At 67.9% G+C, this 12,902-nt stretch carries 15 protein-coding genes; 1 reads left to right on the top strand and 14 read right to left on the bottom strand.

Translation table 11 applies throughout. The annotated features are described in order from the left end of the window. The 11 genes from ISP14_RS17215 to ISP14_RS17165 all read right to left on the bottom strand — a co-directional run bounded on the left by ISP14_RS17215 (window position 1) and on the right by ISP14_RS17165 (window position 8,720). Window positions 1-1,041 (bottom strand): tetratricopeptide repeat protein, encoded by a 1,041-nt coding sequence (locus ISP14_RS17215; RefSeq protein WP_404542256.1) that lies wholly within the window; start codon window positions 1,039-1,041, stop codon window positions 1-3. Continuing rightward, window positions 1,038-1,517 (bottom strand): cytochrome c-type biogenesis protein, encoded by a 480-nt coding sequence (locus ISP14_RS17210; protein WP_404542254.1) that lies wholly within the window; start codon window positions 1,515-1,517, stop codon window positions 1,038-1,040. Before ISP14_RS17210 ends, ISP14_RS17215 begins: the two co-directional genes overlap by 4 nt. Further along, complete coding sequence (locus tag ISP14_RS17205) at window positions 1,514-2,056, bottom strand: DsbE family thiol:disulfide interchange protein (protein ID WP_404542252.1); 543 nt, start codon at window positions 2,054-2,056, stop codon at window positions 1,514-1,516. Before ISP14_RS17205 ends, ISP14_RS17210 begins: the two co-directional genes overlap by 4 nt. Beyond that, complete coding sequence (locus ISP14_RS17200) at window positions 2,053-4,032, bottom strand: heme lyase CcmF/NrfE family subunit (RefSeq protein ID WP_404542251.1); 1,980 nt, start codon at window positions 4,030-4,032, stop codon at window positions 2,053-2,055. The genes ISP14_RS17205 and ISP14_RS17200 overlap by 4 nt, the downstream gene beginning before the upstream one ends. Further along, entirely contained in the window at window positions 4,029-4,496 is a 468-nt protein-coding gene (gene ccmE, locus ISP14_RS17195) for a cytochrome c maturation protein CcmE (RefSeq protein ID WP_404542287.1), read from the bottom strand. The genes ISP14_RS17200 and ccmE overlap by 4 nt, the downstream gene beginning before the upstream one ends. Before the next feature lie 14 nt (window positions 4,497-4,510). Further along, entirely contained in the window at window positions 4,511-4,738 is a 228-nt protein-coding gene (ccmD, locus tag ISP14_RS17190) for a heme exporter protein CcmD (RefSeq protein ID WP_404542249.1), read from the bottom strand. Next, a complete protein-coding gene (locus tag ISP14_RS17185) occupies window positions 4,735-5,493 on the bottom strand; it encodes a heme ABC transporter permease (RefSeq protein WP_404542246.1) in 759 nt (252 codons plus the stop codon). Before ISP14_RS17185 ends, ccmD begins: the two co-directional genes overlap by 4 nt. Before the next feature lies 1 nt (window position 5,494). Further along, window positions 5,495-6,181 carry a heme exporter protein CcmB gene (ccmB, locus tag ISP14_RS17180; protein ID WP_404542244.1) on the bottom strand — a complete coding sequence of 229 codons (687 nt, stop codon included), beginning with the start codon at window positions 6,179-6,181 and terminating at the stop codon, window positions 5,495-5,497. Window positions 6,182-6,208: 27 nt separating this feature from the next. Next, window positions 6,209-6,841, bottom strand: a complete 633-nt coding sequence (gene ccmA / locus ISP14_RS17175) for a cytochrome c biogenesis heme-transporting ATPase CcmA (RefSeq protein WP_404542241.1) — start codon at window positions 6,839-6,841, stop codon at window positions 6,209-6,211. A gap of 72 nt (window positions 6,842-6,913) precedes the next feature. After that, window positions 6,914-7,321 carry a DUF3293 domain-containing protein gene (locus ISP14_RS17170; RefSeq protein WP_404542239.1) on the bottom strand — a complete coding sequence of 136 codons (408 nt, stop codon included), beginning with the start codon at window positions 7,319-7,321 and terminating at the stop codon, window positions 6,914-6,916. Beyond that, complete coding sequence (locus tag ISP14_RS17165; protein ID WP_404542236.1) at window positions 7,314-8,720, bottom strand: FAD-dependent oxidoreductase; 1,407 nt, start codon at window positions 8,718-8,720, stop codon at window positions 7,314-7,316. The genes ISP14_RS17170 and ISP14_RS17165 overlap by 8 nt, the downstream gene beginning before the upstream one ends. A 77-nt stretch (window positions 8,721-8,797) precedes the next feature. Here ISP14_RS17165 and ISP14_RS17160 point away from each other — a divergent pair, with 77 nt between their 5' ends. Beyond that, complete coding sequence (locus tag ISP14_RS17160; protein ID WP_404542233.1) at window positions 8,798-9,652, top strand: hypothetical protein; 855 nt, start codon at window positions 8,798-8,800, stop codon at window positions 9,650-9,652. 94 nt (window positions 9,653-9,746) lie between these two features. On the opposite strand, the gene phbB is transcribed toward ISP14_RS17160, so the two are convergent. The 3 genes from phbB to ISP14_RS17145 all read right to left on the bottom strand — a co-directional run bounded on the left by phbB (window position 9,747) and on the right by ISP14_RS17145 (window position 12,899). Then, on the bottom strand, window positions 9,747-10,517 hold the full coding sequence (phbB, locus tag ISP14_RS17155) for an acetoacetyl-CoA reductase (protein ID WP_404542231.1): 771 nt from the start codon (window positions 10,515-10,517) through the stop codon (window positions 9,747-9,749). Window positions 10,518-10,713: 196 nt separating this feature from the next. Further along, complete coding sequence (gene phaR, locus ISP14_RS17150) at window positions 10,714-11,208, bottom strand: polyhydroxyalkanoate synthesis repressor PhaR (RefSeq protein ID WP_404542230.1); 495 nt, start codon at window positions 11,206-11,208, stop codon at window positions 10,714-10,716. 137 nt (window positions 11,209-11,345) lie between these two features. After that, window positions 11,346-12,899 (bottom strand): DHA2 family efflux MFS transporter permease subunit, encoded by a 1,554-nt coding sequence (locus ISP14_RS17145; RefSeq protein WP_404542227.1) that lies wholly within the window; start codon window positions 12,897-12,899, stop codon window positions 11,346-11,348. Window positions 12,900-12,902 lie beyond the last annotated feature (3 nt).

Here is a 12,902-nt window from a genome sequence, read left to right as displayed (position 1 = left end):
TCAATGCACCTTGTCGATGGCGATGGCGATCGGTGTCTTGCGGCCGGTGTCGACGACGCCGGCGCTGCCTTCGAGGTCGCCCGGCTGGGCGATCGGCTCGCCGCTATGGCTGATCCGCGCGGCTACTACCACGCGCGCTACCGAAGAGAGTTTCAGCGCCGGCGTCATCGCCATCGCGTCGGTAAGCGTGACCGTGGCCGGCAGCGCGTCGGCCGTCAGCTTCGCCACCGCCAGCGGCATCGGCGGGCCGCTCACCGCGCGGGCGTAGACGTAGAGCTGGTCGCCCGGCTGCAGCTTGTTCTTGAGTGTGGGTACCAGGCTTACCTCCACCTTCAGCGCGGCGCCCTGGCTCGTGGCGGGCGCGGGTTCGGTCGAGGGCTTGCTGCCGGCGCGGCTGTCGGCGTTTGCGATCTGCTCGGCGACTGCCTTGGCTACGCTGGAACCGGGTTCCAGCAGCGGCTGCAGTTTGCGCCAGGTGGCGGCGGCATCCGTGTACTGCGCGTGCTGGAACTGACTGATGCCAAGCAGCCACAGGGCGCGCTGGCTGTCCGGCTGCAGCGTCAGGGCGCGGTGCAGCAGGTCGAGTGCGCGGCCCTCGATCAGGTGGTCGCTGCGCGCCATCGAATCGGTTTCGGCCCAGCCCACCATCGCGGCGACGTTGTCCGGGGCGACCTTCAACGCATGGTCCCAGGCGTCGCGCGCTTCGTCTGGCTGTTTCAGTGCGGTGGTGGCCTCGGCCAGCAAGGTCCAGCCCTGCACGTCGCTCGGGGCCTGCTTGAGGTGCGCGCGCAGTTCGGTCAGCGCTTGCTGGAAATCCATGGGCCGGGGCGCGGCGGGCACGCCGTCCAGCGCGACGGGCGTGCCGATGTGCAGGTACAGCGCACCGGCACCGATCGGCAGCAGCAGGGCGATGCCCAGCGCCAGTACGAACACACCGCGCGGGCGGCCATGGCGGCGGCCTTCGCGCAGCAGGGGCACCAGCAGCAGGGCCAGCGCCACCGCGACCATCGCCGCGGCGGCCAGATAGAACGCGAGCTTCACCAGTCGTCCCCCGTATCGGCCGGCTCGTTGCCGGCCCTGCCATCGGCAGGCTTGTCATCGTCGATGGCACCGTCGCCGCGGTTGCGCCGGCGCACCGCCACCGTCACTACCGCACCGCCGGCCAGCAGGATCGCCAGCGGCCCGAACCACAGCAGCCAGGTGCCGGGCTTCAGCGGCGGCTTGTACAGCACGAAATCGGAATAACGGTCCACCAGGTATTGCTTGATCTGGTCATCGCTCTTGCCCTGCTGCATCAGCTGGAACACTTCCAGGCGCAGGTCGCGGGCGAGGTCGGCGTTGGAGTCGGCCAGGTTCTCGTTCTGGCAGACCAGGCAGCGCAGTTGTTTGGTGAGGTTCTGGAAACGCACTTCCTGCGCGTGGTCCTTGAACGGCAGCGGCTCGATCGCGCCGCTGCCGGCGAAGGCATGGCCGGCGCAAGCCAGCAGTACGGCAAGCAGCACGGGGCGCAACTTCACGGTGCCTCCCGCTTGAGCGCGTCGATCGCCGGTTTCAGTTCCTGTGCGATCACATCGGGAGTGAGCGGGCCGATGTGCTTGTAGCGGATGATGCCTTTCGCATCGATCAGGAAGCTTTCCGGCGCGCCGTACACGCCGAAGTCGATCGCGGTGCGGCCGGACGAGTCGGCGATCACCAGGTCATAGGGGCTGCCGTGCTCGCGCAACCAGCGCGTGGCGTCGTCGGGCGTGTCCTTGTAGTCGTAGCCCACCACCGGAATGCCGAGCTGGCGGCCGTCGGCCATCAGCACCGGGTGCTCCTCGGCACAAGCCACGCACCAGCTGCCGAACACGTTGAGCAGGTAGGGCTTGCCGAGCAGGCTGGCCTTGGTCACGGTCTGCTCGGGCGCATCCAGTTTCGGCAGCGCGAACTCGGGCGCGGGCTTGTCGATCAGCGGCGAGGGTACGTAGCGTGCGTCGTGCCAGGTGTTCCACCAGATGCCGAAGCCGAACAGGCCGACCAGCAGCACGAAGACCAGAAACGGAATCAGCCGCTTCATGCCGGCGACTCCTGCGGCGTCGCTGCAGCAGCCGTTGTTGCCGCCTCGGCCGCGATACGCTTGATGCGGAAGCGGCGATCGCCGGCGCAGACGAAGCCGCCCAGCATCATCAGCACACCGCCGCCCCAGATCCAGCGCACAAACGGCTTGTAGTACAGCCGCAGCGCCCAGGCGCCACCGATGTCGTTCGCATCCATCGGCTCACCCAGCGCCACGTACAGATCGCGGAACACGCCGGCGTCCACCGCCGACTCGGTCTGCACCTGCTCGTGCGCATAGGTGCGCTTCTGCGGATGCATCACCGCCACGGTGCGGCCGTCGCGCTGCACGGTGACCACGCCCTGGTCGGCGTGCCAGTTCGGCCCCAGTGTGCGGTGCACGCCTTCGAAGCGGTACACATAGCCGGCGATGGCTTCGCTCTGGCCCGGTGCCATGCGCACGTCATGCGTGATGCTCAGCGACTCGGACAACAGCACGCCGATCACGAACACGGCGACGCCCAGGTGCGCCAGCAGCATGCCGGCCATCTCGGCCGGGTAGCGGCGCCCGCGCGGCAGCTCGCGCCAGCGCTTGAGCGCGTACAGCAGCACGCCCACCGCGATCCACACCGCCGCGGCCACGCCGGCCACAGCCTTCAGCTGGCCTTGCACGAAGAACGCCGCCGCGATTGCGCAAGCCGCGGCCGCGATGCCGGCACGCAACGCGACCTGCTTCAGCACGCCGCCGTCGGCCTTGCCCCAGTGCAGGAACGGCCCGAACGGCAACAGCAGCACGATGGGTGCCATCAGCAGCGGAAACAGCAGGCCGAAATAGGGCGGGCCTACCGAGATGCGGCCCAGGTGCAGCGCGTCGCCGATTAACGGGAACAGCGTGCCCAGCAGCACCATCGCCGCCGCGGTGGCCAGCATCAGGTTGCCGATCAGCAGCACCGTTTCGCGCGAGACGATGTTGAATGGCTTGCCGCCGGCCACCTTGGGCGCGCGCAGCGCGTACAGCAGCAGCGAACCGCCCACCACGACGGCGAGGAAGACCAGGATGAATACGCCGCGGCGCGGATCGGAGGCGAATGCATGCACTGAAGTGAGCACGCCCGAGCGCACCAGGAAGGTACCCAGCAGCGACAGCGAGAACGCGAAGATCGACAGCAGCAGGGTCCATGCGCGCAGGCCGCCGCGCTTTTCGGTGATCGCCTGCGCGTGGATCAGCGCCGCGCCCACCAGCCACGGCATGAAGCTGGCGTTCTCCACCGGATCCCAGAACCACCAGCCGCCCCAACCCAGCTCGGCATAGGCCCACCAGCTGCCGGCCACGATGCCGAGGGTGAGGAAGCCCCAGGCCGCGTTTGTCCATGGCCGCGCCCAGCGCACCCACGCCTGCTCGACTTCGCCGCCCAGCAAGGCCGCGATGGAGAACGCGAACGCCACCGAGAAGCCTACGTAGCCCATGTAGAGCACGGGCGGGTGGAAGGTCATGCCCGGGTCCTGCAGCACCGGGTTGAGGTCGGCGCCGTCGGCCGGCATCGGCAGCAGCCGGCCGAACGGGTCGGAAGTGAAGATGATGAAGGCGAGGAAGCCGGTCGCGATCAGGCCCATCACGCCCAGCACGCGCGCGGCGAATACCTCGGGCAGCCGGCGGCTGAGCGCCGCCAGCGCCACCGCCCACACGTTGAGGATCAGGATCCACAGCAGCAGCGAACCCTCGTGCGCGCCCCACACCGCGGCGATGCGGTAGTACCACGGCAGCGCGAGGTTGGAGTTGTCGGCCACGTACTGCACCGAGAAATCGAAGCGCAGGAAGGCCCAGGCGAGGATGCCGAACGCCATCGCCACGAACACCGCCTGGCCGGTGGCGGCGGGGCGCGCCACGGCCATCAGCGCACGGTTGCCGCGCCAGGCGCCCAGCAAGGGCAGCACGCCTTGCGCGATGGCGAGCAGGAAGGCCAGCGCCAGCGCGAGCTGGCCGAGTTCGGGGGTCATGGGCTCTTGTCCTGCGCCGCCGCTTCTTTCACCTTTGCGTCCGCGTGTGCCTTGGCCATCGCGTCCTTCAGCTCTTTCGGCATGTAGGTCTCGTCGTGCTTGGCCAGCACTTCGGTGGCGACGAAGCGGGCGCCGTCCATGTGGCCGGTGGCGATCACCGACTGGTTGTCGCGGAACAGGTCGGGCAGGATGCCGGTGTACTCCACCGGCATCGCGCCGCCGGCATCGACCACGGTGAAGGTGACGTCCAACGAATGCTTGCTGCGCTGGATCGAGCCGGCCTTGACCATGCCGCCGAGGCGGAAGGTCTTGTACTGCGTCGCCTCGCCCGACTGCACCTGGCTCGGGGTGAACAGGTAGTTCATGTTCTGCTGCAGCGCGTACACGCCCAGGCCGATCGCCAGCGCGGCGGCCACCGCGACCACGATCACGATGGTGAGCCTGCGCTTGCGGGTAGGGTTCATCGGCATGGCGGCGCTCAGGGCGTGGAAGAGGGGGCGCGGCGCGCGCGCGTTGACTGCCGCGCCAGCCGGCCGCGCAATTCGCGCAGGATGCGGCGGCGGCGCAGCCGCGGCGCCACGCTGTCGGCGATCAGCACGATGAAGAACACCGCGTAGGCGGGCCACACGTAGCCGGCGTAGCCGCCCATCCTGAAGAAGGCGGCGACATGGTCGCTTGCGGCGAAGAAGTGCGCCAGCGCGCTCATCGGCCGGCCTCGGTCTGCGCGATCTCGCGTACCCAGTCCTTGCCGCCTTCCAGCGCGAGGATGTCGGTGCTCGCGCGCCGGCACAGGCTGGCCGCGTAGTAGCACTTGGTGGCCAGCATCATCAGCAGCAACGGCCAAAGCATGTCCCAGGGCATCTTCGAATGGCCGAAGATGTTTACCGTGCTGCCCTGGTGCAAGGTGTTCCACCACACCACCGAGTAATGCACGATCGGCACGTTGATGACGCCGATGATCGCGAGGAAGCTCGCGGCGCGCGCGCCCTGGCGGCGATCCTCGAACGCGTGGTAGAGGCCGATCACGCCCAGGTAGAGGAACAGGAACACCAACTCGGAGGTGAGCCGCGCGTCCCAGGTCCACCAGGTGCCCCACATCGGCTTGCCCCACAGCGAGCCGGTGACCAGGGTGATGAGGGTGAAGGCCGCACCGATCGGCGCCGATTCCATGGCCACCACCTCGGCCAGCTTCATGCGCCATACCAGCGCGACAAATGCGGCCACGCCCATCACCGCGTAGACGAACATGCTCATCCACGCGCTGGGCACGTGGATGAAGATGATGCGGTAGGCATCGCCTTGCTGGTAATCCGGCGGCGCCAGCACCAGCCCGCCGTACAGGCCGATCGCGCCGAACAGCAGCGCCAGCCCCATCGCCCACGGCCGCATCGCGCCCGCGAAGCGGTAGAACGTCGGCGGCGAGCCGAGCTTGTGCAACCAGAGTGGAATCCACTTCGCCATGTCACGAATCCAGTGCGATACGCAAAGCTGCTGCGCAGGCCAACGGCGCCAGCACTACGGCGAGGATCAAGGCGGCGGCCAGCCAGGCGACCGGAGCGAGCCACGGAAGGCCCTCCTGGGCGGCTGCCACCGCGCCGGCCGCGAAGATCACCACCGGCACGCACAGCGGCAGCAACATCAAGGCCAGCAGCATACCAGAGCGCCGCGTGCCGGCCGTCAGCGCCACCAGCACCGCGCCGAGCAGGCTGAGCAGCAGCGTGGCCAGCAGCAGCGCCAGCAGCAGCGCAGGCATCGCGACGGCCGGCAGGTGCAGCATGCCGGCCAGCAGCGGCGCGACCACGATCAGCGGCAGCGCGGTGGTGAGCCAGTGTGCGAGCACCTTCATGCCCAGCATCAGCGCCAGCGGCTGCGGCGCCAGCACCAGCTGTTCCAGCGAACCGTCCTCGATGTCGCTGGCGAACATCGCATCCAGCGCCAGCAGCATCGCCAGCAGCACGGTCACCAGCACCACGCCTCCCGCGATCCGCTGCAGCAAGGCCAGGTCCGGCCCCAGCGCAAACGGGAACAGCACCGTCACGATCACCGCATACAACACCGGCATCGCCAGATCCCCGCGCCGGCGCCAGGCCAGCACGAGATCCCGCCGCAACATTGCGGCGCAGGCCTGTGGCAACGGTGTACCGCTCATCCTCGAACGCTCCCCTGCGGAAAAGACTCACGCATGCATGCGTATCCGCTGCGGCTCGCCGCCATGAAAACCCACGGCCCCGTGGCTGCTCACCAGGACAGCGCCGCCGGCAGCGACGTGCTGCTCCAGCAGGCGATTGACCAGCGCGATGCCGTGCCGGTCGAGATTCGCGTAAGGTTCGTCGAGCAGCCACAGCGCTGCCGGCAACAGCAGCAGGCGCGCCAGCGCCGCGCGCTTTTTCTGGCCGGCGGAGAGGCGCCGTACCGGTTCGTCCTCATAGCCGGCGAGTCCTACCTCGTCGAGCACGTCATCCACCACCACGCCGTCGCGGCGGCCGTGCAGGCCGGTGGCAAAGGCCAGGTTTTCGCGCGGGCTCAGTTCCAGCTTCTGGCCCAGCTGGTGGCCGAGGAACAGGATTTCGCCCGCGCAGGTCTCGCGCTGCCACGGTGCGCCGCGCCACAGCAGCCGGCCTTCGCTGACATGCAGCAAGCCGGCCAGCAGGCGCAGCAAAGTGGTCTTGCCGCTGCCGTTGTCGCCTTCGATCAAGGCCAGTTCGCCTGCGTGCACGCGAAAATCCAGCGGCGCGAACACCGGCTCGTCCTGGCGATGGAAGCTCAGGCGACGTGCTTCGAGCAAGGGTACTGAGGCGGTTGCGGTCATCGCTTCCATTCTCCGCAATGCCTCGCGCGCTTGTCCATGCGGCGCGCTGCCGCTGCGGGTCTGGGCGGGTATTCAGTCCAGCACGCGCAGCGTGGCGTGGCCGCCCGCTTCGCCATGCACGTAGGCCAGCTGGCCGTGGGCGCGGGTCAGCTGGTCCAGCGCCGCGACATCCACCCCGGTCACGAACAGGCTGGGCTCGCTCCAGCCGGAGGTGCCCACGCCGATGGCCGGATAGACCCGCACGCCGGCTTGCTGCTCCAGCGAGGCCAGCAGTTCGCGCTGGGCGGCTTCGTTCTCGGCCGGCGGGCGCCGGCGCGCCTGCGGGTTCCAGGCGGTGATGAAGGCCCAGGCCTGCGCGCCGACCGCGGCGGCGAGCGGCGCGGGCAGGGGCAGGTCGACGCGGATGACGGCCCAGCGCACGGTATCCAGGCAGACGTGGTAGGTGGTGGAGCGGAACGCTTCGAGCAAGGCCTCATCCATGGCGCAGCTCCGGCAGTGGCTCCAGGGTCGATTCGAAAAGCCGGGAGGCGGCATCGAGGTCGACGGCCTCCACGTCCGGCTCGCCGCGCAGCAGCCGCTCCAGCAGCGCGTCCTGCGCGCGGCCGCGCTCCAGCGCGTAGGCGTAGGGCAGGTGGGTGAAGGTGACCAGCCGGTAGCGTGCCATGTAGTGGCCGGGGATACGTTCGGCCAGTTTCGCGCCCAGCGCGCGTTTGGCGAGGTAGTGCGGGTCGGCCACCGAGTCGCGCATCTCCACGTAGTTCTCCAGCGCCATTGCGGCGATCGCGTTCGCGTTCGGCTGGCGGATGCGCTGGAACTCGGCGAATACGCCGGCGCTGTCCTGCGGCGATGCGGCGAGCAGCTCGGTCAGGGTCACCGTGTCCTCGAAGCCGCAATTCATGCCCTGGCCGTGGAACGGCACGATGGCGTGCGCGGCGTCGCCGACCAGCAGCGCGCGGCCGTCGAGGTGCCAGCGATCCAGATACAGCGTGGAGAGCGTGCCCATCGGGTGGGCGGCGTAGTCCGTGTCGAAGCGTGGGATCAGCGGCAGCAGGTCGGGGAAATCCGCGGCGAAGAACGCGCGTGCCGCGGCGACGTCGGGCAGGGCGACGAAGCTGGGATGGGCGCCGGTGGCGGGCAGGAACAAGGTGACGGTGAAGCTGCCTTCGGCATTCGGCAGCGCGATGCACATGTAGCCGCCGCGCGGCCAGATGTGCAGCGCATGCGGTTCCAGCGCGAAGCGGCCCTCGCCGCCGGCCTGTTGCACCAGGGCGGGCGGCAGCGTGTCGGCGGCGGGTATCTCCAGTTCCTTGTAGCCGTGGCCGAGCGATTCGATGCGCTCGCCCAGCGGCGCATGCGCGTTCATGGCCGCGCGCAGCGCCGAGCCCGCGCCGTCGGCGCCGATCAGCAGGCCGGCATCGTGGTCGCGCGTGGTGCCCGTTTCGTCGGCGAGCCGGATGCGGCACCGATCGAAATCCGCGCCCTCCAGCGACTGGCCGAAATGGAAGCGCACGCCGGAGGTCTCGGCGGCATCCAGCAGCAGCATGTTCAGCGCACCGCGCGATACCGACCAGATCACCTCGCTGTCGTCCACGCCGTAGCGCTGCAGGCCGCTGGTGCCACCCTGCGCATGCACCATGCGTCCGCGCATCATCACCGCGCGCAGCAGCACCTCGTCGGCCAGCCCGGCCGTGCGCAGCGCGCGCAGGCCGCGCTCGGCCAGCGCGAGATTGATCGAGCGCCCGCCGAGAAAGCCAGCGCGGCGCGGATCGGGCCGCTTCTCGAACACTTCCACCGCAAAGCCATGCTGCGCCAGTTGCCGTGCCAGCAGGGCGCCTACCAGGCCGCCGCCGATCAAGGTGATGCGAGGAGCTTGCGTCATGTCGGGTACCGGAGAGTGGTCTGCCCACTGTTCCGCAAGCGGCGCGCGACTGCAATCCCTCGCCGCGGACCTGTGCGATGATCGCAATGGCTGCGGTGCCATTGCTGGCCAGGGGGAGCGACATGGAAAATGGATGTGCCGTTTCCCGGAGGCCGCGACTGGCGGCATGGTGGGCGGCGGTGGTGTTGCTGTCCTGTGCGTTGCCGGCGATGGCTACCCAGCCCGTTTTCCCCGGTCACATGAAGCGGATCAAATCAGAGCGGTCCGTGATGGGCTTCCGTTTCCCTGCAGGCACCGAGGTCGAGGTCCTCAACAGCACGGGCGAGGCGACCGGCAAAGTCATTCTCCACCGCGGCTGCAAGGTGGACGGCCACTGGCTGAAAAGCGGCACGCAACTGATGGTTGTCAAGGACAAGGAAACACCGCCGCATCTGGCCTGGTTCGACGCCGCGCCTGGTCAACGTTTCCACGGCATCGATCTGCCCGCAGGGACCCAGGTCGATTTCGATGCGCAGGGGCGGCTGGCCGACATGAATGGCCTTGACGGGCCTCCGATCAGGATCGGGGGCCGGCTGTTCGGAAGCAACGACTGGATCGAGTTCCATCCCAATGGCCGCGTCAAGAGCGGCGAACTGCTGAAAGGGTTTGTCGTGGACGGCTTGCATGTGCAGCCCGGGCCGATCGAGTTCTTTGCCAACGGCCGCATCAGGCAGGCGTGGATTGGCGAGGGTTCCACGTACCGAACGCTGAAACTGGAGCGGTCCAATCGTGGCAACAGATTCGATGTCCAGTTCTGGCCGGATGGCCGCTTGAAGCAGGGGGTTCTTGCCAGCCCTGCCGTGGTGGACGGTAAAAGCTGTCCTGCCGGCCATGTTTCCTTCAAGCAGGATGGAACCCTCGACGATTGCGGTGGCGGCAACTGGGTGTGGTGAGAACGTAGCGCCTCTCGCCGCCGGCGCCGGAGCAAGCAGCGCCTTGTCGCCACAGCCGCTCCTCCGACGACGCCGGAGGGAGGGTGAAGCACGGTCAGAAGCTCATGAAATAGCCGCCGTTCACCGGCAGATTGACGCCGGTGAGGTAGCCGGCGTCGTCGGCGCTGAGGAAGCACACCGCGCGGGCGATGTCGGCGGGCTGGCCCAGCCGGCCCACGGGGATGCCGGCGACGATCTGGGCGCGGATTTCCGCGGGTACCGCGGCCACCATCGGGGTGTCGCAATAGCCGGGGGAAACGGTGTTGACGGTGACGCCCTTGCGCGCGGTTTCGCGCGCCAGCGCCATGCCGAAGCCATGCACGCCGGCCTTGGCGGCCGAGTAGTTGGTCTGGCCGAACTGGCCGGTCTGGCCGTTCACCGAGCTGATGTTGACGATGCGGCCGAAACTGCGTGTGCTCATGCCTTCCACCACGGCGTGGCAGGTGTTGAACAAGCCGTCGAGGTTCACCCGCATCAGCTCGTGCCACTGCGCAGGCGTCATCTTGCGCAGACTGGCGTCGCGGGTGACGCCGGCGGCATTGACCAGGATGTCCACGCCGCCATGTTCCTGTTCGAGGCGGCCGATCAGTGCGGCGCAGGCGGCATGGTCGCTGACGTCCAGCGGCGCGTAGGCGATGGCATCGGCGAATTCGGCGGCAGCCTCGCGGAAGCCGGCGAGGCGTGCTTCGCTGGCGGGCAGGTCGGCGGCGATCACTCGACGCCCGGCTCGAGCCAACTGGCGGCAGATTTCCGTACCGAGGCCGCCGAGACCGCCGGTGACCAGGGCCAGGCGCGCAGGGGCGCCGTTCATGCTGGATAGAGTCATGGTTGGTTCCGTGGTTTCTGCGATCGTCCCTGATCGCGGAAAACACATTGCGGCCATCCGTGGCTGCACTCTTCGATGCTTTTGCGCTCGTCCCTGATCGCGAAAATCAAGTGAGCGGCCATCCTTGGCCGCACGCTTCAATAGAAAACAAAACGCGCCGCTTTGGGCGGCGCGTCAGGGGTGACGGGAAGCGGCCTCAGCCGGTTTTCTTGTTGCCGCCGCGGTTGCCGCCCTGCGGATTGATCTGCGCCGCCGCATCGAGTAACCCGCGCTGCATGGTCTTCCACGCATCCATGTTGCGCTCGGTCAGCTCGTTCACCATCGCCCACGGGGTCTGGCCCATCAAGCTGTTGAGCTGGGTGCGGAACTGCTGCTGCTGGTCCAGGAATACCTGCAGGCTGCGCTCCAGGTACGGGCCCATGAAGCCCTGCAGGGAGTCGCCGTAGAAGCGGATGATCTGGCTGAGCAGCTGGGGCGACAGCATCGGCTGCCCCTTTTCCTCGTGCTCGGAGATGATCTGCAGCAGCACGGAACGGGTCAGGTCCTCGCCGGTCTTGGCATCGCGGACTTCGAAGTCCTCGTTGTCCAGCACCAGCTGGCGCACCTCCTCCAGCGTGATGTAGCTGGAGATCTCGGTGTCGTAGAGCCGACGGTTCGGATACTTCTTGATGACGCGCTTGGTTTGTGCCATGCGGCGAAACTAGCAGAAGATATTGCGCCGCACCAGTAGACCACTGGCATTGCATGTTCCGGAATTGGTCTGCTCCGGGACGGGCCGTGGCGCGGCGATGTGCACTGCAGTGGTCTGCAGCAAAGCCCGACGGCGGCTTAATGCCCCATCGCGGCGCCGTCGCTGCCGAACGGCGGCTTGGCGAACCACAGAATCGGGATCAGCAGCAGGAACAGCACGGCGCAGCCCCAGAACACGTCGTTCACCGCCAGGGTAAGCGCCTCGCGGTTCACCAGCTGGTCGACCAGACCCAGGGCCTGTGTGTGCGGCATGCCGCGCTGGGTGAGGCCTTGCAGGAACTGCGTGGCGGCCGGGTGGCCGGGGCTGACGAACTCGGTGAGGTTGGCATGGTGCAGCTCGCTGCGGTGCTGCCACAGCGTCACCGTGATCGCCGTGGACATGCTGGAGCCCATGGTGCGGCAGAAGTTGGACAGGCCCGAGGCGCTGGCGATCTCCGATGCTGGCAGGCCGGCGAGATAGATCTGGTTCAGCGGAATGAAGAAGCAGGGGATGGCCATGCCCATCACGAAGCGCGGCAGCACCAGGGTGCCGAACGAGGCGTTGCTGTCGAAGCTCGCGAACCAGTACGAGGTGAGCGCGAAGATGATGAAGGCGAAGGTCACCACCGCGCGCAGCTCCAGCCGGTGCATGTTCTTGCCCAGGATCGGCGACAGCAGGAAGGCGAGCACGCCCACCGGTGCGGTGGCCAGGCCGGCCCAGGTGGCGGTGTAGCCCAGGTCGATCTGCAGCCACAGCGGGAACACCACGTTGATGCCAAAGAACGCGAACATGCCCAGCGTCAGCGCTATCACGCCCACGGTGAAGTTGCGCTGTTTGAACAGCGAGAGGTCGATCACCGGGTGCTTGGCGTGGATTTCCCACACCACCAGGAAGGTGAGGCAGACCAGGGCGGTGATGCCCAGCGTGAGGATCAGCGGCGAGGCGAACCAGTCGTGGTCGTTGCCGTTGTCCAGCATGAACTGCAGGCAGCCCACGCCCACCACCAGCAGCACCAGGCCGACCATGTCGATCGGGGTCTTGAAGGTCTTGGTCTCGCGCTTGTGCAGGATCGCCCAGGTGATCGCCGCCGCGGCCAGGCCCACCGGCAGGTTGATGTAGAAGATCCACGGCCAGGAGAAGTTGTCGGTAAGCCAGCCGCCCAGGATCGGGCCGAAGATCGGCGCTACCACCACGGTCATCGCCCACAGCGCCAGCGCGATGCCCTGTTTTTCCTTGGGATAACTGGTCAGCAGCAGGGTCAGCGACAACGCCACCATCGGGCCGGAGCCGGCGCCCTGCAGCAGGCGGCAGACCACCAGCATCGGCATGCTGGTGGCCAGCCCGCACAGCATCGAGAACACCACGAACAGCAGCACCGAGGTCACGAAGGTGCGCACCTCGCCGAAGCGCCGCGCCACCCAGCCGGTCAGCGGTTGCATGATCGCGCTGGCCAGGGCGTAGGAGCTGATCGTCCAGGTGCCCTCGTTGGGACTCACGCCGAGGCTGCCGGAGATGTGCGGAACCGCCACGTTGACGATGGTCATGTCCAGCACCTCCATGAAGGTGCTGAACGCGACGGCGATGGTGAGCAGCGCCAGCGGACCGCCGTGCAATGGCTTCAGCGGTGCGGCATTTTCGGGCGTGGTGGCCATGGG

This window comes from Dyella agri (genome assembly GCF_044904705.1).
GTDB classification, from domain to species: Bacteria; Pseudomonadota; Gammaproteobacteria; order Xanthomonadales; family Rhodanobacteraceae; genus Rhodanobacter_A; species Rhodanobacter_A agri.
This window is presented reverse-complemented; position numbering and strand designations above follow the sequence as displayed.